The sequence below is a fragment of the Collinsella sp. AF23-4AC genome, from assembly GCF_003462685.1.
Lineage (GTDB): Bacteria > Actinomycetota > Coriobacteriia > Coriobacteriales > Coriobacteriaceae > Collinsella.
On the sequence record NZ_QRVE01000002.1, the window covers coordinates 47310 to 67488 of the forward strand.

20 protein-coding genes are annotated in these 20179 nt (G+C 67.3%); 3 read left to right on the forward strand and 17 right to left on the reverse strand.

Annotated elements, in window-relative coordinates; all coding sequences use genetic code 11:
* Nucleotides 1–111: 111 nt before the first annotated feature.
* The 17 genes from cobK to cobM are packed head-to-tail and all read right to left on the reverse strand — an operon-like array spanning nt 112 to nt 16539.
* Entirely contained in the window at nt 112–885 is a 774-nt protein-coding gene (cobK, locus tag DWY05_RS01870; RefSeq protein WP_117837179.1) for a precorrin-6A reductase, read from the reverse strand.
* On the reverse strand, nt 882–1523 hold the full coding sequence (locus DWY05_RS09985; RefSeq protein ID WP_117839769.1) for a precorrin-8X methylmutase: 642 nt from the start codon (nt 1521–1523) through the stop codon (nt 882–884). The genes cobK and DWY05_RS09985 overlap by 4 nt, the downstream gene beginning before the upstream one ends.
* On the reverse strand, nt 1524–2039 hold the full coding sequence (locus tag DWY05_RS09990) for a cob(I)yrinic acid a,c-diamide adenosyltransferase (RefSeq protein WP_117839768.1): 516 nt from the start codon (nt 2037–2039) through the stop codon (nt 1524–1526).
* A complete protein-coding gene (locus tag DWY05_RS01880; RefSeq protein ID WP_231500780.1) occupies nt 2036–3535 on the reverse strand; it encodes a cobyric acid synthase in 1500 nt (499 codons plus the stop codon). Before DWY05_RS01880 ends, DWY05_RS09990 begins: the two co-directional genes overlap by 4 nt.
* Nucleotides 3528–4751 carry a histidinol-phosphate transaminase gene (locus tag DWY05_RS01885; RefSeq protein ID WP_158558598.1) on the reverse strand — a complete coding sequence of 408 codons (1224 nt, stop codon included), beginning with the start codon at nt 4749–4751 and terminating at the stop codon, nt 3528–3530. The genes DWY05_RS01880 and DWY05_RS01885 overlap by 8 nt, the downstream gene beginning before the upstream one ends.
* A complete protein-coding gene (gene cbiB / locus DWY05_RS01890) occupies nt 4748–5722 on the reverse strand; it encodes an adenosylcobinamide-phosphate synthase CbiB (protein ID WP_117837182.1) in 975 nt (324 codons plus the stop codon). Before cbiB ends, DWY05_RS01885 begins: the two co-directional genes overlap by 4 nt.
* Nucleotides 5722–6723, reverse strand: coding sequence for a histidine phosphatase family protein (locus DWY05_RS01895; RefSeq protein WP_117837183.1), 1002 nt, complete (start codon nt 6721–6723; stop codon nt 5722–5724). Before DWY05_RS01895 ends, cbiB begins: the two co-directional genes overlap by 1 nt.
* A complete protein-coding gene (locus tag DWY05_RS01900; RefSeq protein ID WP_158558597.1) occupies nt 6720–7487 on the reverse strand; it encodes an adenosylcobinamide-GDP ribazoletransferase in 768 nt (255 codons plus the stop codon). Before DWY05_RS01900 ends, DWY05_RS01895 begins: the two co-directional genes overlap by 4 nt.
* Complete coding sequence (locus tag DWY05_RS01905) at nt 7484–8032, reverse strand: bifunctional adenosylcobinamide kinase/adenosylcobinamide-phosphate guanylyltransferase (RefSeq protein WP_117837185.1); 549 nt, start codon at nt 8030–8032, stop codon at nt 7484–7486. Before DWY05_RS01905 ends, DWY05_RS01900 begins: the two co-directional genes overlap by 4 nt.
* On the reverse strand, nt 8029–9171 hold the full coding sequence (locus DWY05_RS01910; RefSeq protein ID WP_117837186.1) for a nicotinate-nucleotide--dimethylbenzimidazole phosphoribosyltransferase: 1143 nt from the start codon (nt 9169–9171) through the stop codon (nt 8029–8031). Before DWY05_RS01910 ends, DWY05_RS01905 begins: the two co-directional genes overlap by 4 nt.
* The gene (locus tag DWY05_RS01915) at nt 9164–10546 is read right to left on the reverse strand and encodes a cobyrinate a,c-diamide synthase (protein ID WP_231500782.1); all 1383 of its coding nucleotides are present in this window, start codon (nt 10544–10546) and stop codon (nt 9164–9166) included. Before DWY05_RS01915 ends, DWY05_RS01910 begins: the two co-directional genes overlap by 8 nt.
* Nucleotides 10543–12015 (reverse strand): precorrin-6y C5,15-methyltransferase (decarboxylating) subunit CbiE, encoded by a 1473-nt coding sequence (cbiE, locus tag DWY05_RS01920; protein ID WP_117837187.1) that lies wholly within the window; start codon nt 12013–12015, stop codon nt 10543–10545. The genes DWY05_RS01915 and cbiE overlap by 4 nt, the downstream gene beginning before the upstream one ends.
* On the reverse strand, nt 12003–12746 hold the full coding sequence (cobJ, locus tag DWY05_RS01925) for a precorrin-3B C(17)-methyltransferase (protein WP_117773819.1): 744 nt from the start codon (nt 12744–12746) through the stop codon (nt 12003–12005). The genes cbiE and cobJ overlap by 13 nt, the downstream gene beginning before the upstream one ends.
* Nucleotides 12746–13879, reverse strand: coding sequence for a cobalt-precorrin 5A hydrolase (locus tag DWY05_RS01930; RefSeq protein WP_117837188.1), 1134 nt, complete (start codon nt 13877–13879; stop codon nt 12746–12748). Before DWY05_RS01930 ends, cobJ begins: the two co-directional genes overlap by 1 nt.
* Nucleotides 13880–14569, reverse strand: a complete 690-nt coding sequence (gene cobI / locus DWY05_RS01935; RefSeq protein ID WP_117837189.1) for a precorrin-2 C(20)-methyltransferase — start codon at nt 14567–14569, stop codon at nt 13880–13882.
* Nucleotides 14562–15746, reverse strand: coding sequence for a cobalt-precorrin-5B (C(1))-methyltransferase CbiD (gene cbiD, locus DWY05_RS01940; RefSeq protein WP_255413190.1), 1185 nt, complete (start codon nt 15744–15746; stop codon nt 14562–14564). The genes cobI and cbiD overlap by 8 nt, the downstream gene beginning before the upstream one ends.
* 1 nt (nt 15747) lies before the next feature.
* Nucleotides 15748–16539: a precorrin-4 C(11)-methyltransferase gene (cobM, locus tag DWY05_RS01945; protein WP_022094563.1), complete on the reverse strand. Its 792-nt coding sequence runs from the start codon at nt 16537–16539 to the stop codon at nt 15748–15750.
* Between the two features lie 458 nt (nt 16540–16997).
* Between cobM and DWY05_RS01950 the strand changes: the two genes are divergently transcribed.
* The 3 genes from DWY05_RS01950 to DWY05_RS01960 all read left to right on the forward strand — a co-directional run bounded on the left by DWY05_RS01950 (nt 16998) and on the right by DWY05_RS01960 (nt 20179).
* Complete coding sequence (locus DWY05_RS01950; protein ID WP_117837190.1) at nt 16998–17924, forward strand: sirohydrochlorin cobaltochelatase; 927 nt, start codon at nt 16998–17000, stop codon at nt 17922–17924.
* A gap of 145 nt (nt 17925–18069) precedes the next feature.
* Nucleotides 18070–18603, forward strand: a complete 534-nt coding sequence (locus DWY05_RS01955; protein WP_117837191.1) for a hypothetical protein — start codon at nt 18070–18072, stop codon at nt 18601–18603.
* A gap of 4 nt (nt 18604–18607) precedes the next feature.
* Complete coding sequence (locus tag DWY05_RS01960) at nt 18608–20179, forward strand: ABC transporter substrate-binding protein (RefSeq protein WP_117837192.1); 1572 nt, start codon at nt 18608–18610, stop codon at nt 20177–20179.

The following is a 20179-nucleotide window of genomic DNA, read 5'->3' on the forward strand; positions in this document are numbered from 1 at the left end:
CAGTTCCGGGCTTCGTCCTCGAGCTATTGGCGGATGACGGTCTTGTACGGTTCGAGCTTGCTCGAGGCGCTTCTCCTCGCTGGCGGGAGGGCGCACAGGCGCGGCGAGCGCCTAGCGCGCGAACTCCCGTAAGAGCGCGTCCTCCACTTCCCTAAGCGAAAGGGCCCCGCCTCCCTCGGCGGGACGGGCGACCACGATACAGCGCGCTCCCACGTCGCGCGCAGAGGCGATCTTCTCGGCCGTGCCGCCTACGGTTCCCGAGTCCTTGGTCACAAGCCACTGGGCGCCCACCTGCCGAAGCATCGCCTCGTTGAGCTCGCGGGTGAAGGGCCCCTGCATGCCGATGATGTGCGATGGCGAAAACCCCGCGTCGATGCACTTCGTTATAGCACCGGGCAGCGGGAGCACACGCACGAAGAAGCGCTCCGCGTAATCGACGACGCTCGTGTAGGGAGCAAGCTCCTTGCTCCCCGTCGTGAGAAGCGCGCGACCCGGGTTCTCGGAGAGAAAGCGCGCCGCGCAGGCGATCGACGTGACCGAGACGACGCCTTTGGGCAGCGCCTCGACCGGGCGCGCAAGGCGCAAGCATCGTGCACCCACGGCGAGCGAAGCGGCCCGGATGTTGCCGCTTGCGAGCGTAGCGAAGGGATGCGTGGCGTCGACGACGATGCGCGCGCCGGAAAGTTCGCGCTCCATGTCGGCCTCTTCGAGCCTGCCCGCATGCACCTCGATGCCCGGGAGCTCGCCCAAAAGCTCGCCTCCGTACTCGGTTGCCGCGTAGGCACGGGCGGGGATGCCCACCCCGCTCGCCCATTCGCACAGAAGGCGGCCCTCGGTGGTGCCGGCGAAGATACGCAGCGCCGGCGCGGATGCGGGCGCCGTCACTTCAGGCCGCCTGGGCGCGTGATCTCGTAGAGCAGCGCGTTCATAATGGCGGCCGCCACGGTCGAGCCGCCCTTGCGACCCCTCGCGACGATGGCCGGCACGCGTCGCGCGAGTAGCTCCTCTTTCGCCTCGACCACATTCACAAACCCGACCGGCACCCCAACGACGAGCGCGGGCGCGATCTTCCCCGCGTCCATGAGCTCGGCGAGGCGCAGAAGTGCTGTGGGAGCGTTACCGACGGCCACGATGAGCGGACCCTCGATGCCGCAAGCTTTGTCCATGCTCGCAACGGCGCGAGTCGTGCCCGCGGCGCGCGCCGTTGCGGCGACATCCGGGTCGGCCATGTAGCACACGGCCTGGCAGCCGATCTTCGCGAGCGCGGGCTTGCTTATGCCTGCGAGCGCCATGTTCGTGTCGGTGAGCACCGTGGCCCCTGCGCGCAGCGCGTCGAGCGCACAGTGCGCGGCGTCATGGGTGAACACGAGGGAATCGGCGTACGAGAAGTCAGCAGTGGTGTGGATGACGCGCTTCACGACGGGCTCTTCGAGCGGCGGGAACGTGCGGCCGCCGAGCTCTTCGGTGATGATCTCAAAGCTGCGCCGCTCGATGTCGCCGGGCGCCATCTCCTTGGAATCCATCTAGTACTCCACTCCTTCCCTTGCACATATCCCCTGCTCGTAGGGGTGTTTCTCGCACCGCATCTCGGTTATGTAGTCGGCCTTCTCCACGATCTTGCGGGAAGGCGCGCGCCCGGTGAGCGCTACTTCGACGCCGCGCGCGGACATATCGAGCGCGCGGTCCACGAGCGCCTCGTCAACAAGCCCCTTCGAAAGCGCGTCGAGCGCCTCGTCGAGCACGAGCAGCCCCTCCTGCGCGCCCTCGAGCTCGGCGAGCGCGGAAGCGAGGTTCCCATCGTGCAGCTCGCGCGTCGCGGCAAGTTCTTCCGACGTCATGGACCAGGTAAACTTGTCCGACGCCTTCCCCGCGAACACGGGCACGCCGAAATGCTCGGCGAGCAGGCGCACCTCCCCGCTTTCGCCGTCTTTCAGGAACTGCACGACGACGACGCGGCGGCCTGCGGCGAGCATGCGAAGGGCGAGGCCCATCGCCGCCGTGGTCTTGCCTTTGCCGTCGCCATGATACACGTGGATCATACGCCCTCCTCGATAATGCGGTAGACATACTCCATGTCGAGCGCCCCGCGCACGGAGTCGGCCAGGCGGTCGAACTCGCGCGCACGATGATCGGCCGCGGACACCGCGCCCTCAGCACCCACGACGCTCTCGGGCAGGCCGCGCATGCGCGCGAGCGAGCGCGCGAGGGCGAGTGCCACCCCCGGTTCGTCGAACAGGCCGTGGAGATAGGTTCCGAACACGTTTCCGCAGGCCGCGCCTTCTGGTTTGCCGCCAATCGTGCCCGCAGGGGCGCAGGAGACGGTCGTTTCGCCGTCGTGAATCTCGTACCCGCGCGCCATCATGCCGTTCCACACCGAGAACGCGCCTTGGGCGCCCGTGATGCGCAGCTCCGATTGGGCGAGGCGCTTTTCCTCCTTGAACACCGTACTTGCAGGAATGAGCCCGAGCCCGCGCGCGGTGCCAGCGCCTTCCCTGCCGTGCGGGTCGGAAAGCTCGTCTCCCAAAAGCTGGTAGCCTCCGCATATGCCGAGCACCGGCGTGCCCGCGCCCGAAAGCGCGCGTACACAGGCTCCGATGCCGCTAGCCGCAAGCCAGCGCGCGTCGTCGAGCGTGGTCTTCGAGCCGGGGAGCACCACCAGGTCGGGCCGGCCCAGATCGGTCGTCGAGGAAACGTAGCGCACGCCCACGCCGAGCACGCGCGAAAGCGGGTCGAAGTCGGTGAAGTTCGACAGATGCGGAAGGCGCACGACGGCAACGTCGATGACACCGCGCGCCTCGCGGGCAGATAGGCGCGGTGCGAGCGAGTCCTCGTCGTCCAGGTCGAGCGTAAGATACGGCACGACCCCCACGACGGGAACCCCGCACATCTTCTCGAGCGGGTCCAAACCCGGGCGCAGGATTTCCACATCGCCGCGGAACTTGTTCACCACAAGCCCCCGCAAAAGAGCGCGATCCTCGGGCGCAAAGAGCGCGACCGTGCCGTAGAGCTGGGCAAACACCCCGCCTGGGTCGATGTCGCCCGCGAGCAGCACGGGGGAGGACACGGCGCGCGCGAGCCCCATGTTGACGATGTCGTTTTTGGCAAGGTTGATTTCGACGGGGCTGCCGGCGCCCTCGATGACGATGACGTCGTTTTCCTCCGCGAGCGAATCGAACGCCTCCAAAATCTGCGGCATGAGCGCCTTCTTTCGCGCGAAGTAGTCCCTCGCAGCGAAGGCTCCCTGCGCCTTGCCGGCCACGATGAGCTGGCTTCGGTGGTCGCTTTCGGGCTTGAGCAGGATGGGGTTCATGCGCACGTCGGGCGCGATGCCGCACGCCTCGGCCTGCATGATCTGGGCGCGCCCCATCTCGAGCCCATCGGCCGTGACACCGCTGTTGAGCGCCATGTTCTGGCTCTTGAAGGGAGCCACGCGCAGGCCGTCCTGCGAAAGCACATGGCACAGCCCCGCCGCAAGCAGGCTCTTCCCCGCGTTCGACATGGTGCCCTGGATCATGATGGGCTTCGCCCTACCCACGGGTATCGACCTCCTTCGCCGAGCCTCGGCCATCCGCGACCGCCATAGCGCCGCTGCAAGAAGCGCCGCCCCGTTCGTCGGGTTCGCCTTCGCCCGATGTGCCTTCCGCCCGAAGCGCGCGGCTGAACGCCATCGCAAGCCGGGCGTTCTCCTTGCGCGTGCGCACCGCGACGCGGCACCAGAAACGGGACAGTACCGAAAACGAGTCGCACGTGCGGACCAAAACCCCTTGTTTATACAGGCGCTCGGGGATGTCTTTCGCCGGCGTGCGGACTAAAAGGAAGTTCGCATCCGACGGCACGACGGAAAGCCCGAGCGAGGAGAGCTCGTGGGAAAGCCACGCTCGCTCGCCCGCCAATACATCGCGCGTGCGCGAGACGTATTCGACGTCTTCCAGGGCGGCTATGCCAGCGGCCTCGGCGACCGAGGAGACGGGCCACGCCTGCCCCGCCCGGCGAATCCCCTCGATGAGTTGGGCGTTTCCGCTGATCAGATATCCCAACCGCAACCCCGCCATTCCGTAGAGCTTGGTGAATGCGGAGAGCACGGCCACATGGCGCGAACACGCGGCGCGTGTGGCCACGCTCCTTTCGCGGGCGTCGGGCGCAAATCCGAGGAAGCACTCGTCCACGACGAGCAGCGCGCCCACCTGCTCGCAGCGGCAAGCCGCGGCATCGATCACGCGGGGGTCGACGAGGCGCCCCGTCGGGTTGTTCGGATTGCAGAGGTACGCCACGTCTCTCGGCCCCTCGATCGCGCGGGCGAAGGAGGCGGGCACGTCGAAGTCGTCCGCTTCGGAGAGCGGGAACTCCTGCACGCAAGCGCCGTAGTACGATGCCGCCTCCGCATATTCAGAGAACGTCGGCGCGCACACGACGATGCGTTTCGGGCGCACCGCTGCGGCGAGCCGCCAGATGATGTCGGACGCGCCCGCGCCGCAGACGATAGTATCTTCGGGAATGCCCTGGGCGCGCGCTAGGGCGCGAACGAGGGCGCGGCTTTCCCTATCGGGGTATGCGTCGATTCGAGAAAGTGCCTTGCAAGCTGCGGCGACGGCCCGCGGGGATGGGCCTGCCGGATTCACGTTCACCGAGAAGTCGATGAGGTCGGAGGCGCCCCCTTCGCAAGCGATGCCGAGCGATTGCCAGCTGCCCCCATGCGCACGGGCGCGCAGGATTCCCCCGGCAGCCCGGGACGCCGCGTGGTCTTCCCTCATACCATCGCCCCCACGACGAGCACGACCGCCGCGCGCGCGGCGCCGAAGACGACAAGCGCGCATACGGACGCGGCGAGCATGAGCCTAGTCGCCCGGGCGATGTCGCCCCACTCGATTTCGCGGGACGCGTCGCCTATCGTCGGTTTCTCAACGAGCTTGCCGAAATACACCGCGGGTCCTGCCAGGCGCAGCCCAAGCGCGCCCGCGCACGCTGACTCGGTCTGCGCCGCGTTCGGGCTCGCATGGCGACGCCTGTCGCGGCGCCAGATGCGCGCCGCCCCACGCGCGTCGAGCCCGACGATCGGGCACACGGCGATCATGAACAAGGCCGATAAGCGCGAGGGAATCCAGTTCACCGCATCGTCGAGGCGCGCCGAGGCGCAGCCGAAGTCGATGTAGCGCTCGTTTTTGTAGCCCACCATGCTGTCGAGCGTGTTCACCGCCTTGTACGCCATGCCCAAGGGCGCACCCCCGATCATAAGGTAGAAAAGCGGCGCGATGACGCCGTCGCTCGCGTTCTCCGCCACAGTTTCCACGGCGGCGCGCACGACGCCCTGCTCGTCGAGAACAGACGTGTCGCGTCCCACGATGAGCCCGACGGCTTCGCGCGCCGCGACAAGGCCGCCCTTCGAGAACGCGCGGGCCACGGCCAGGCTCTGGCGGCGCAGCTCGCATGTCGCGAGAATCTGATAGCTCACCCATGCCTCGGCCACGAAGCGCAAGCCGGAGTGAACCATGCCGCAAAGATGTAGGATACCCCAGGTCAAAAGCCCACACGCAAGCGGAAGCGCCACGGCGAGCACAAGCCCTGCGGCACGCGTGCCCGCGGACGTTTGCGGGAATGCGCCCCGCAGGCGGCCTTCGGCCCACGTGATCGCGCGCCCCATGGCGACGACGGGATGGGGAAGCCAGCGCGGGTCGCCGAAGGCAAGGTCGGCCGCGAACCCGGTGGCGACGGCAAGAATGGTCATCACCGGACATCGCCCCCCGAAGCGGGGCGAACGTCGCGAAGGCAGCGCCCATCCCAGGTGGCGGCCCATGCGCCGCCCGGCTCGGTATGCACGTCGAAGTATCCCATTTTCGGGACAGCTAGCTCGGAGAGCAGCGCTTTCACGGTACCCGCGTGAACGACGAAGACGGCGCGCCCACTCCCCTGGGCGCGCTCCGATTCGCACGCCTCCCGAAACGCCGCGACGACGCGGCGGGTGAAATCGCTCTTGCCCTCGCCATGCGGGCAGCGCGTCTCGCACCAGGAGTCTACCCAGGCGCGGTAGCGCACATTCTCTTTAAGCTCGGCAGCGCTTCGCCCCTCGAAGTCACCGAAATCCATCTCGCGCAGACCGGGGCACGCCATAAGCTCCGCGTTCGGGAAGAGGATGCGCGCCGTCTGGTCGGTGCGGGCCATGCCGCTCGTGATAACACGGAACACGTCACGAGCGCACGCGAGGTCGCGCAAAGCGCGCTCGCCCGCGCTCGACAGGGGCTCGTCGGTGCCCGCCCCGCTGTAGCGATGGTCTTCCGTGCCCGCCGTGGCACCATGGCGCACGAAGACGACTTCCAAAGGCGCGCCCACGCCCTGCGTCCCTCGAGGCGCATCGGCAAGGTTTCCTTTGATGACCTGGGGAATCCCGCACGTCATGCGCACGACGACGTCGGCGCGCGCAGCGAGCGCGCATCCCAAGCGCCCCGCGCGCTCGCGCCATTGGGCGTCTTCCGCACGCATAGGGACGACCCCCGAGCCGACCAAGGTCAGAATCACTGCGTCGAAGCCGATCAGCCACTCGAGCGCCCGGTCAGCGTCGAGCGCGCGTACGAGTTCCTCAGCACGGTACGCGACGCGGCCGGCAAAAGCCGCGGGCACGCCGCCCTCCGCTAGCTGCGCCGCGTCGACGAAATCGTCCGCCGCGAACCCGAGCTTTTCGCGCACGAAGGTCCTCTTCCCCGAATGCGCGCCACCTACCACGAGCATCATAGGAGCATGCCCCCCGCCACCAGCATGGCAAGCATCGCGAGCTCGGCCCATTGCAGAAACCATCCGGCCAAATCCCCCGTCACCCCGCCGAAGCGGGACAGGGCAACATGGCGGTACCACGCGAGCGCCAAAAGCCCCGCCACCGCCATAAGGGCGCCGACGGCCTGAGCGCACGCGACCATCCCTGCAGCCGAAGCCGCAGCGAAAGCGCAAAGCGGCACGGCGATCGCCGAGCGCTTCTTCGAAGGCGAGAGCCCCGCGGCCATGCCGTCCGCCCGCGCGGCAGGCCAGCATTCAACGGCGAGCCCCGAAAGCGCGCGGGAGAACACGAGCGAGCACAGAAGCGCGAGGAACGCCCCCGCCGTAAGCGGCAGCGCGGTGAACAGGGAAAACTGCAGAATAAGGTACACGACAACACCGATGACCCCGAAGGCGCCCGCCCGCGGGTCGTGCATGATCTCGAGCTTTCGCTCGCGCGGGGCCCAACTTGCAAGCGCATCGGAGGTGTCGCAGAGCCCGTCTAGGTGGATGCCTCCCGTCACCGCCACAGGCAGCGCCACGAGCACGGCCGCGACGATGGTCGCGGGCACGCCGAGCAGGTTCGCCACGTGCCCCCACGCCGTCATGAGGAAGCCTTCCGCAAGGCCCACCAGGGGAAACGCGGCAAGCGCATGGGTTGATCCGAAATCGGTCCAGGCCGATTTCGGGACGGGGATGCGCGAGAACGTTCCGAACGCCGCGCCGATTGCCTCAGCTATCTTCACCTTGTAGGTCCTTCGCCTTTCATCCACACGGGAATCCCGCATACCACTTCGACTGCGCGGTCGGCCAGCGCCGCCACGCCCGCGTTCACGCGCGCGAGCGCGCGCCTCCATGCCTCGGTCCCCTCATCGTAGCGCATCCCATCGGCGAACACGTCGACGGTGACCACCACCGTATACGCAGCGGCCTGAGCGAGCCGTTCGATGCCTCCGAGCACCTCGCGCGCCGCAGCGTCGGGGTCACGTGGGGACAAGCCGCCTTCCGCGAAAAGCTCGTTTGCAACCAGGTTGCCCACGTCCTCCAAAAGAAGCGTGCAGCCGCGCGGAAGCCCGGACACTGCAGTGCCCACGTCACGCGTGCGCTCGAGGGTGGAAAACCCCTTGCCCTCGCGCAGCGCCCGATGGCGCGCGATGCGGCGGGCGCCCTCTTCCCCGAAGGGCTCCATCGTTGCCAGGTACACGCGAGGGCCGTCGCGCCCGAGGCACAGGGACTCGGCGTAGGCGCTCTTGCCGCTCGCGGCGGCGCCGATGACGAGCGTCACCGTCATTTCCCGGCCTCGAAATGCTCGTAAGCAGCCATGCCAGTCGCCGTGAACGTCTTCCCATCCCGGTACACGCGCAGCGCCGAATCCAGAAGGGGCAGATACGCCATGGCGCCCGCACCCTCGCCCAAGTGCATGCCTGCGTCGAGGGGTGCCTTTATGCCGAGCTCGCGAAGGAGCTCCTGGCTTGCGGGTTCGCTTGATGCGTGGGTGCCCACGAGGTAGCCCAAGGCGTTGGGGCACAGGCGCGCCGCACACAGGGCCGCCGTGCAGGATATGACCCCGTCGAGGAGCGCCGGCGCCTTCGAGGCAGCGGCCCCCAGGTAGAAGCCGCACATCGCCGCGATGTCGAAGCCGCCCACCTTCGAGAGCACGTCGATCGGGTCGGCGGGATCGGGCGAGTTCGCGTCGATAGCGCGCTCGACCACGTCGCGCTTGAGCGCGAGCGAGGCGTCCGAGAGCCCCGCGCCGCGCCCGACGAGGCTCCGCGCGTCCGTCCGGATGAGCACTGCGGCCACCGCCGCCGAGGTGGTCGTGTTGCCGATGCCCATCTCGCCCGCGGCGAGAAGGCGTACGCCGGCGCGGGCTAGCCCGCACGCGACGGCGATTCCGACCTCGATCGCGCGCACGGCCCCATCGCGAGACATAGCGGACCCGTGCGCGATGTTGCCGCTCCCCCGCCGCACGTTCGCGCGCACCATGCGCGCGTCTTCTATGCCCCGGGCCATACCCACGTCGACGGGCACGACCTCGGCACCCGCGAACGCCGCCATGCGACAGGCGCTCGTGGCCCCCTCGCACATGTTGCGCGCGACGGCTCGCGTCACGTCTTGCCCGCTTTGCGACACGCCTTCGGCAACAACCCCGTTGTCGGAGAAGAATACCGCGAGCGCACGGGGAAACTCGGCCACCTCGGCGCTCCCCTGAGCTGCGGCGATACGCGCGACGGCGTCTTCAAAGTCGCCCAATCCCCCCAAGGGGTGCGCGATGGAGTCCCACGCGGCGTACGCGGCGGCGCGGGCGCACTCGTCTGCGGGCGCAATCCGGGAGAGCGCGGCTTCGAGCACGGCGCCCGGCGCCGACGAGAACGCGCGCTCGACTTCCTCGCGGATGCAGGCAAGCGCGGTTTCAGTTGCTTCAGCCATGCCGTCTCCTCTCTGCGAACGACGCTGCGGCAGACGCGAACGCGCGCGCAACGTCGGGGTTCGCAGGATAGTACACATGCGGGAAGCCCGCAACCAGGGACGGGGTGGTCGTCATGCACGGCCAGCCCTTGTCGCGCCGGGGCTTCTGCGCCCAGAAGTCGCCGCCCGGGCAGGTGGACTGCCAGTAGTGGAACTCGTGCGCGCGGATGCGTGTGCCGCGCGGCCCGTAGAGCCCGTCGCGTTGAGAAGTGAGCTCCACGTACCCGAAATGGGACAGCCTTCCCCCGTTCTCGCTTGCGCCCTCAAGGGCGCCCGCAACAGGCCAGCGCCGCCCCTCGCTATCGGCGATTTCGCGCTGCAGGTACAGAAATCCACCGCATTCGGCGACCGTCGGCATACCGGATTCCACCGCGCGCCGCACCGCCTCGCGCATCAGCGCGTTCTCGGAAAGCTGCCGCGCATGGAGCTCCGGGTAGCCGCCCCCCAGATAGAGGGCGCTTGTCCCCCGGGGCAACTCGCTATCACACAGGGGGCTGAAAAAGGCCAGCTCGCAACCCAGGTCCTCGAGCGCGCGCAGGTTCTCCTCGTAGTAGAACGAGAACGCCTCGTCACGCGCGACGGCGATGATGGGCCACGCTCCCGCGATCGGCTCCAACCGGTAAGGATCCTCGCGGATATCGGGTGCCGTCGCCGCTATTTCGAGCAAGCGGTCGACGTCGACGCTCTTTTCCACCAGCTCGGCCATCTTGTCGATGCGCGCGGAGAGCTGCTTGACTTCTTCGGCGGTCACAAGCCCCAGATGCCGGCTTTCGAGCGAGAACGCCTCGTCGGCGGGGATATTACCCAAAACCGCGACGCCCGCGTGCTTCTCGATCGCAGGCTTCGCGTAGGCGCAGGCAGCGGCGCTCGTCTTGTTCAGCACGACGCCGCGCACGTTCGCACAAGGCAGGAACTCGGCGATGCCGCGGATTACGGCGGCGAGCGATAAAGACGCCCCGCGCCCGTTCACCACTAAAACGACCGGCGTTTCCGTGTCGCGCGCAACCTGGTAGCTGCTCGCATCGGCCACGCCGGGCGCCATGCCGTCGTAGAAGCCCATGACCCCCTCGAGCACCGCGATATCCGCGCCCGCGGCGCCGCGGGCGAGCAGGGCGCGAAGCGTCGGGGCGTCGGTGAAGAAGCCGTCTAAGTTGCCCGAGCGCGCGCCCACGACGCGGCGATGAAAGAGCGGGTCAATGTAGTCGGGGCCGCATTTGAAGGCCGCGCATGCAATGCCGCGGTGCGCGAGCGCGCGCAGGAGCGCGCACGTTACGACCGTCTTGCCGCTCCCGCTCGAGGGCGCAGCGACCATGAAGCGCGGGATGGACGTGCTCACCGGGCGCCGCCTTCCCCACCTGCGGCGCTGCAGTTAGCAAGCGAGACCACCTCAACGGATGGGTTCCCCTCGACAGAGAGGTCCTCCCCGACAGGCGACTCAGCAAGCGCGCCGACTTCGGCAAGCTCCTCGGCATCCGCGCCCGCACCACGCGCGCTGACGAGGAACACGGGGTTTTGCGCCTTCATAAGATGGTGCGAGCCTACAGCCTCGGCACGGGCGGCCGACACCTGGCACGCCTCGAACCCCTTAAAGCGCGAACCCGAGAGGAGCGCGCACGCCTCGGTGAGCGTCTCAACGGTGACGCATGGCACGCACAGGCGAACCTGCGAGTTCTTCTCGAGCGCCGCCTCCACGATGGAGGGAAGCTCGCCCGCGCTCCCGCCGACGAACACGGCGTCGGGGACAGGCAGTTTCGCGAGCGCTTCGGGGGCGACACCGGGGACCGCATGCACGTTGCCGCACCCGAATGCATCCGCGTTCTCTCGGATGAGCCGCACGCCGGCCGCGTTGCGCTCGACCGCCCATACCGACCCCGCTCGCGCGACGAGCGCCGCCTCGATCGACACGCTCCCCGTGCCGGCGCCGACATCCCACACGGTGTCGGTCGCGGTAAGGCGCAGCTTCGCGAGCGCGACGGCGCGCACCTCCTGCTTGGTCATGGGAACTTCGCCGCGGATGAAGAGCTCGTCGGGAATGCCCGAGGAAGCGTACGGCCAGCGGGAGCTCGCGGCGCGGAATGCGCCCGCAGAGTCCGCCGCGAAAGAAGCCGCCGCGGGCGCAGACGCGCCGGCCGGCGCCTCGGAGGCTGCGCTAGAGCCCGCAGGCGACCCGGCGCAGCCTGCGAACTCGATAAGCATCACGTTCAAGTCGTCGAACGTCTGACCTGCGATTTCACTTGCGGTCGCGCAGGTGATGCGCTCGTCGGGGTACGACAGGCGCTCGGCCACCGTCACGCGCGCGTCCGCGAAGCCCGCCTGCACAAGCTCGCCCGAAAGCCGCGAGGGGTCTTCCCCGCCCGACGTGGCGAGGAAGAGCTCACCTGCGCGCTCGGCCTCGGCCACGATGTCGCACGCCACGCCGTGAGCGCTCGCGAAGCGCCAATCCTGCCATGGACGCGCGAGGCGCGCGGCGAGATACGACGCTGAGCTTATGCCGGGAATGACGTGCACGTCCACCTGCGCGTCGCCGGAGAGAGCCTCCATCAGGCGGCGCGCGCCGCTGAACAGCCCCACATCGCCCGTCATCACGACCACGGCGCGCTGCCACGACGCCGCATCAATGAGCGCGGCGACGATGTCCGCCGTCTTCACGAGCTCGCATTTCACCACGTCGGGCGGCACGTCGATGCCGACAAGCGCGCGATGAGCGCCGATGACCACGTCGGCGATGTCGATCGCGTCGAGCGCCGCACGCGAGAGCAAGTCGGGGTTTCCGGGCCCCGCCCCGATGATCGTTACCTTTCGCATGGAATCTCCCGATACCCGCGCGGCGTGACCATACGGCCGCCTACGCGCTTCGTGTCCGCGTTGCCGACGAACACGGTGGTGAACATGTCGGCGTCGAACTCCTCCAGCTCGGAGAGCCTGCACATGCCCGACTGCTGCCCCTCGCGCCCGATGTTGCGTACCCAGCCGCAGAGCGTGTCGGGGGCCTTCCATTCGAGCATAATCTTCGCCGCGCGCGAGAGCCTGTCGGCGCGCTTTCTGCTGCGCGGGTTGTACAAACAGATGCAGAAGTCGGCGCTCGCCACGGCGGCGAGCCTGCGCTCGATGACATCCCACGGCGTGAGCAGGTCGGAGAGCGACACGACCGCGAAGTCGTGGGCAAGCGGGGCGCCGAGCACCGCCGACCCGCTCTGAGCCGCGGTGGCCCCGGCGATAACTTCCACGTCAACATCGGGGTAGTCCTCCGCAAGCTCCAGCACGGGGCTCGCCATGCCATACACGCCCGCGTCACCGCTGCACACGAGCGCCACGGCTTCTCCGCTCTGCGCGCGTGAAAGCGCCAGGCGGCACCGTTCGACCTCGTGCATCATCGGCGTCGCGAGATGCGCCGCGTCAGGCACGGCGGCGAGCGCGAGCTCCACGTATTTCGTGTACCCCACAACGATGTCGGCCGCCTCGAGCGCGCGCCGAGCCGCAATCGTCATGCCGTCGGGGCCGCCCGGGCCGATCCCCACCACGAAGAGCTTTCCCATCACCGCTCCTTAAACGAAAGTTCGAAAGTTACCTTGGAAAACGCGACGGTCACGCCGCCGTGAGCGAGCTTCGGGAAGATAAGTTTACCCCCGTCCGCGAGCGCCGCGCGCTCGCACACATTGTCGACCCCCACCGTCGCGCACACGAAATCAGATGGCGAAACGCTGCCTTCGACCTGCGACAACTCCTCTGCGGAATACGTCGCGAGCGGGATATTGCGCGCGCGGCAGAAGGCGAGCAGGCCCTCCTCGCGCGCCTTCACGTCGATCGTCGCCGCCTCGCGAACGGCCGAAGGCGAGATGCCCGCCTGCCCGCACGCGAGAAGAAACGCCTCCCCGATCGCTTCGGCGCACGCACCGCGACGGCACCCTATGCCCGCAACGATGCAGGGCACGACAAGGTGAAGCGGCTCGGGCGCAGGCGCCTGCGCCCGCACGCCCGCCGGCTTCCCCGTCTCACCGGCGGGCACGACCTCGTCCGTTGTCTCCGCCGTGCGAACGGACGCACCTGCATTCGCGCCAGCGAACGGCGACACGACGATATCGGCCCGAGCGCGGTCGGACACAATGTCAACCCCCTCAGGCGGCTGTCCCGAAATCGGCATGGCGGAATAGAGCGCCACGCGCCCGCCCGAAAGCAGCCGCGCCGACACTCGCTTGATAGCCTCGGGATTCGAAACGGCGAGCCCCGCACAGCGCGCCCACGTATCCACCGCCCACACGCCGCGGACGTCGGTCGCCGTGGTGATGACGGGGATGGCCCCTGCCGCGCGTGCCACAGTTTGCGCAAGCTCGTTCGCACCGCCCAAATGCCCCGACAAAAGCGAGACGGCAAAGCGCCCTGCCTCGTCGATCACCACAACCGCGGAATCGTTTGCCTTCGAGGCGACATGCGGCGCGATCGCCCGCACGGCGATGCCCGCCGCGCCCACGAACAGAAGCGCGTCCGACGCTTCCCACGCGAGCGCCGTCCATGCGCGCAGGTCGGCCTTCCCCTCGCCGAACCCGCGCGAAACGGAAACGTCCCAGCCAGGGTCATCTTCACCTGTCTGCGCGCAATCGGAAAGCGCACGAGCGGTGCGCTCCGCCAAAGCATACCCCCTCTCAGTGAACGCTATGCAGGAAACCCTCATCTAGCGCACCACCATCGTCGAGAAGTAGCTGCCCCGATCGGGCACATCGTCGACCGAGCGGTACACGCGCTCGCCCGGAAGCCCACAGTCCTCTACGAGCTCGGCACCGTCGAAGGCGCCCTCCTCGCGAAGGATGTGCTTCGTGTCCGCAAGCGAGCGGCGCGCCTTCATGACCACCTTCGTCCCCGGCCAGCCGATTGCGCGGCGCACGTCGTCGTAGCCGCCGGGCACGATGTGCAGAGGCGACGACATCTCGGGCGTGAGGTCGCGCTCGAGCGCCGCGGCGACCGCACAGAAGCTCGGCACGCCGGGAATGGCGCGCGCCTCGAACCCGCGGGCGCGCACGTCGGGCGCTATGCGCTGGAAGGTGGCGTAGATGCTCGGGTCCCCCAGGTTCAGCAGCGCGACGTCGCGGACCGCATCCAGGTGCGCGACAAGCTCGCGAACAAGCGAGGCATGCTCGGCCGCGCGGCGCTCGACGTCGCGCGTCATCGAGAATCGCACGGGGATCACCGTCTTGCCTGTAAGGTCGACGGCGCCGCGTACGATGTCGAGCGCGACCATGGCCCCGTCCGCCGTCTGCGGTGCGGCGATGACCGGACACGATTCGATTGTGCGGACGGCCTTGATCGTGAGCAGCTCGGGGTCGCCAGGCCCCGTGCCCACCCCGTACAGCACGCCTTTATTCATACGTCGCCCCCAATTCCCCGATAACTGCATCGGCGCCCGACGTGCGGAAAAGCTCGCGGCGCTCGGCGTCGAACACGACCGCGGCGATGTCGCATGCGCCCGCCGCGCGGCGGCGCAACCTGTCCTCGATTGCCGCAGCGAGCGATGCGCGCGCAGCGTCCCCCACGCCGGCGGCCTCGATTACCTCGAGCGCCGCCGTGGTCGTGACCGACGACATGATCTCGCGCACGGTCTTCGCGCCCGCGCCGGCCAAGGCCGCGTGGGCGGCCAGAATCTCCGCGCGGCAGTCGGCGGTACGCGAATGGGTGTCCATGATGCCGCCGGCGACCTTAACCAGCTTGCCGATGTGTCCCACAAGAAGGACATTGGTGAATCCCTCGCGAACGCAGCAATCAATCGCATCGCCCACAAAGTTGGAGATGAAGACCACCGGCGCACCGTTTAGGTGGAAATGCCCCGAGATGAACTGCCCGCCGTAGTTGCCGGGCGTGAGCACGACTCCGCGCCGCCCCATAGCCGCATGCTGCCGGATCTCGAGCACGATGCTGTCGCGCAAGGCAGCGAGGCTGCGCGGCTCGACGATGCCCGTCGTGCCCAGGATGGAGATGCCGCCCTCTATCCCCAGGTGCGGGTTGAAGGTCTTTTCGGCAAGGGAAACGCCCTCGGGTACCGAAATCGTCACAGCAATATTTCCAGAAAAGCCGTGCGCGGCGCACACCTCGCGCACCGCCGAAGTGATCATCGCGCGCGGCGTCGCGTTGATGGCGGCCGCCCCCACCGGCTGCTCGAGCCCGGGCAGCGTCACGCGCCCCACGCCCACGCCGCCATCGACGGAAACTTCCGATTCGCGCGTGGGCACGCCCTTGCTGCCCGCAGCGCCCGTGCCGGACCCCGCATGTTCCACGCGCGCGTACACGAGCACGCCGTCGGTCACATCGGCATCGTCGCCTGCGTCCTTTCGCACGGCGCACTGGGCACACCCCTCGCCGATGCATGCGTCGACCACGTTCGCCTCGACGGGCAGCCCGCCGGGGGTGACGATCGACACGAGGCCGACGGGCTTTCGTGACAAGAGCATCTCGCAGGCCGCCTTCGCCGCGAGCGCGGCGCAGCTCCCCGTGGTGTAGCCGCAGCGCAGGCGGGTCGTCCCGGTATATATGTAGTGCTCGAAGGCCACGCTAGCTGCTCGCCTTCCGATACCCCGTGGCAAACGAAGGGTCGTAAAGCTTGCTGCGCTCGTACGACTCCGCTTGCGCGCCGTCGTGCGCAAGCCCGCCGCGAGCTCCGAGCACGCGGCCCACCACCACAAGTGCCGTGCGGTCGATGCCCTCTCGCGCGCCCGCATCGGCGAGCGTGCCCACTGTGCAGCGCACCACGCGTTCCTCAGGCCAGGTCGCCTTGTACACGAGCGCCGCCGGCTCGTCGGAGCTGCGGCCCGCGGCCAAAAGCTCGGCGGAAAGCTCGGCGAGCATACCCGAGCTCAGGAAGATGACCATAGTCGAGCCGCTTTCCGCCATGGTGCGCATGCCCTCGCCCGCGGGCATGGGGGTACGTCCGGAAAGCCGCGTGATCACGACCGACTGGCTGATTCCCGGCAGCGTGTATTCCTGGCGAAGCGCCGCCGCGGCACCGCAAAAGCTCGACACGCCGGGCACCACCTCGTAGTCCACGCCGCGCGCGTCGAGCGCGTCCATCTGCTCCTGGATGGCGCCGTACAGGCACGGGTCGCCCGTGTGCAGGCGCACCACTTCCTCGCCCCGCGCATCTGCCGCGCACATCACGTCGAGCACTTCCTCCAAGGTCATGTGCGCGCTGTCGTAGACGATGCAGGATTCCTTGCACTCAGCGAGCAGCTCGGGGTTCACAAGGCTTCCCGCCCAAACGACCACGTCGGCTGCGCGCAGAAGGCGCGCCCCGCGCAGCGTGATAAGGTCGGCGGCGCCCGAGCCTGCGCCAACGATATGAATCATCCGAGCCTTCCCTTCCCGTTTCTCATCGCAACCGTTTACGCCGCCATTCGCGCAGCAGGCAAAACACGGCGCCCGCAGCGGCAATCGGCGCAAATACGCAGGCAGGAGGCGCAATGCCGCCCGCCCTGGCTTTGACACGTTCACAAGTGCCCACTATCATAGTAAAAGTTTCGGCAACGAGCATATGACAATCGGATAAAAGGAAATGACCGGCGCGGCGCCCGCACAGCCCGCGCTGGCTTGCGGAGGGAACCAGGTGGGAATCCTGGGCAAGGGACATTACTGTATAGGACGCGCGGGCGAACCGCCTCGCGCCCCAAGCCAGACTGCTTCGCCTTTTCCTCACGGCATCGCCGTGGCGTTAGCTCCTTGTGAACCCCGAGGGGTGCGCTTTTCTTTCGCTTGTGCCGACAAGCAACTGTCGCCGGGGGACCGGCAAACCGAGGAAAGGAAATACCATGTCCGACCAGATGTCACGCCGCGGCTTCATGGGCGCCGCAGCAACCGGAGCCGTCGCGCTCGCCGGAGTCGCGCTCGCGGGCTGCTCCAACACCTCCGCGAGTTCCGAGAAATCGAGTGAAAAGGAGAAGGCCGTGAAGCCGGTCATCCTCGTCACGAGCTTCGGCACGAGCTACAACGACTCGCGCCACATTACCATCGGCGCCATCGAAGACGCTATCCGCGAGAAGTACTGGCAGGACTACGACATCCGCCGCGCCTTCACCGCGCAGATCATCATCGACAAGCTGAAGAAGCGCGACGGCATCACGATCGACAACATGACCGAGGCGCTCGACCGCTGCGTGGAAGACGGCGTGAAGGAAATCGTCGTGCAGCCGACGCATCTCATGGGTGGCCTGGAATACACCGACGTGAAAGACGAGCTCGACAAGTACGCCGACAAGTTCGACAAGATCTCGCTCGGCGACCCGCTGCTCACCTCCGACGACGACTACAAGAAGGTGGCCGCAGCCATTAAGGAGAACATGGCGTCCTTCGACGACGGCAAGACGGCGCTGTGCCTCATGGGTCACGGCACCGAAGCCGATTCCAACGCCGACTATGCCAAGATGCAGGAAGTGTTTAAGAACGAGGGCTTGACGCAGTTCTTCGTCGGCACCGTCGAGGCTGAACCGACCTGCGAGGATGTTATCGCCGCCGCGAGCGCCGCAGGCTACAAGAAGGCCGTGCTCGCGCCGTTCATGGTGGTCGCGGGCGACCACGCGAACAACGACATGGCAGACGAGACCGACCCCGACAGCTGGGCTGCGAAGTTCGTGGCCGCCGGCTTCGAAGTGACGTGCCTGCTCCAGGGTCTGGGACAGAACGTCGCGGTCGACGAAATCTACGTCTCGCACGTGGACGACGCCATCGCCAAGCTGTAAACTCGCCGCGCACGGGGGCGCCGGTCGCGTCCCCGTGCAACGGGCATGCGCCTTCCCCGACTGACGGCGCATGCCCGTTGCATTCGCATCCCGTCAGCCCACCGCACGGCGCGGGCGGTCGAAGCGATTGAAAGGAACCCCCTCCATGTTGAAGAAAACCCTCGCCTTCGCCCTGTCAGCGGCGCTTTTCGCGTTCTCGCTCGCCGGCTGCGGCGGAAATTCAATCGACAGCGCAAAGGCAAGCGATGCCGATTCCCAGGAAAAGACCGAACAGGCGGCCGATGCGCCCGAGGGCGCAAGCGCTGCCCCCATCACCGCCGACAAGGTGGCCGACGGCACCTATCCGATCACCGTAGATTCCAGCTCGAACATGTTCAGGATTGTGGACGCCCAGCTCATCGTGGAAAACGGCTCCATGCACTGCGTGATGACGCTTTCCGGCACGGGCTACGGCAAGCTCTTCATGGGCACGGGCGACGAGGCTGCCGCCGCGAGCGAGGCCGACTTCATCCCCTATGTGGAAAACGCGGAAGGCAAGTACACCTACGACGTGCCCGTTGAAGCGCTCGACGAGGACACCGCCTGCGCCGCGTGGAGTATTAGAAAAGAGCAGTGGTACGACCGCACGCTCGTGTTCGAATCCGCCGGCGTCGATCTGCGCGCCGACGCACAGAAGTAACGCCATGCGGTCGATTCTTCCCAAGGGGGAAAGCAGGAAGCGTCGCAGCATCGCGGTGCGCGCGATCGCCTGCGTTCTCGTCGCCCTGCTCGCGCTTCCCTTCGCGGGGTGCAGTGCGAGCCCGAACGCGACCGGTGGCACGGCAGGCTCTCAGGAATACACTGTGAGCGTCTCGCTTGCCGGCGGGTCAGGGCGCGCAAGCATCGCCTCACCCACCACAATTGTGAAGGATGGCGACGCCTACACCGCGACCATCACCTGGTCGAGTTCGAACTACGACAAGATGACCGTCGACGGCGTAGACTACGCGCCCGTAAACGACGGCGGCAACTCCACGTTCGAGATACCCGTCACGCTCGACGAGGACATCGCCGTGTCGGCCGAGACCGTCGCCATGTCAACGCCGCACACCATCGACTACACGCTCCACTTCGATTCATCCACCATGAAGGAGAAATCGGGCGACGAAGCAAGCGGCGGCTCCCCTGCGGGAACGGCTTCAAACGCCGCGGCCGACTTCCACAACGCCGATTTGGGCTGCGGCTGGAAGCCGACGGGGACGCTTCAGCTTGAATACGCCGAGCACTTCACTGTCGACGAGTACGAAGGCGGCCTGCGGCTTATCTGCATTTCGAACGGGGAGCGCTTCCTCGTGGTGCCGCAAAATGCAAAGGTACCTGATGGGTTGAGCTCCGACATCGCGGTCATAAGGCGCCCCGCCGACAAGGTGTACCTCGTGTCGTCGGCGACGATGTGCCTGGTCGACGCGCTCGATGCGAACGACAATATCATTATGTCGGGCACGAAGGCCGACGATTGCTCGGTCGCGGGCTTCAAAAGCGCGCTCGAAAGTGGGGCGATCGCCTACGGCGGCAAGTACAGCGCGCCCGACTACGAGCGAATATCGGCCTCGGGCTGCACGCTCGCCATCGAGAACACTATGATCAACCACACGCCCGATGTGAAGGAAAAGCTGCAGAAGCTCGGACTCGTCGTGCTCACCGAACAGTCGTCGAGCGAGCCCGAAGCACTCGGGCGCGTCGAGTGGATTAAGCTTTTCGGCGTCCTATTCGACAAGGAAGACGAGGCCGCGCACCTGTTCAACGAGCAGAAGGCCCGCGTCGAGCAAACGTCGAGGCTTGCGTCGTCAGGTAAAACCGTGGCGTATTTCTACATTAACTCGAACGGGGCCGCCGTCACGCGGCGGGCGGGCGACTACGTGGCGCAGATGATCGAGCTTGCAGGCGGCAACTACGCGCTCGATGACGCGCAGACGGCGTCGACGTCAGGTTCGTCAGTAACGCTCGAAATGGAGCGCTTCTACGCGACGGCGAAGGATGCCGACATCATCGTCTACAACGGCACCATCGACGAATCGGTTGCCACCTTGAACGACTTCGTAGGCAAAAACGCGCTATTGTCGCAGTTCAAAGCCGTGAAGAACGGCAACGTCTGGGTCACAAGCGCCGACATGTACCAGCAGATGACTTCTACCGCCGACATTATCGACGAGCTGCACGGGGCGTTCACCGGCGATGACGCGAGCGACTTCCATTATCTGAGGAAGCTCGGCTAG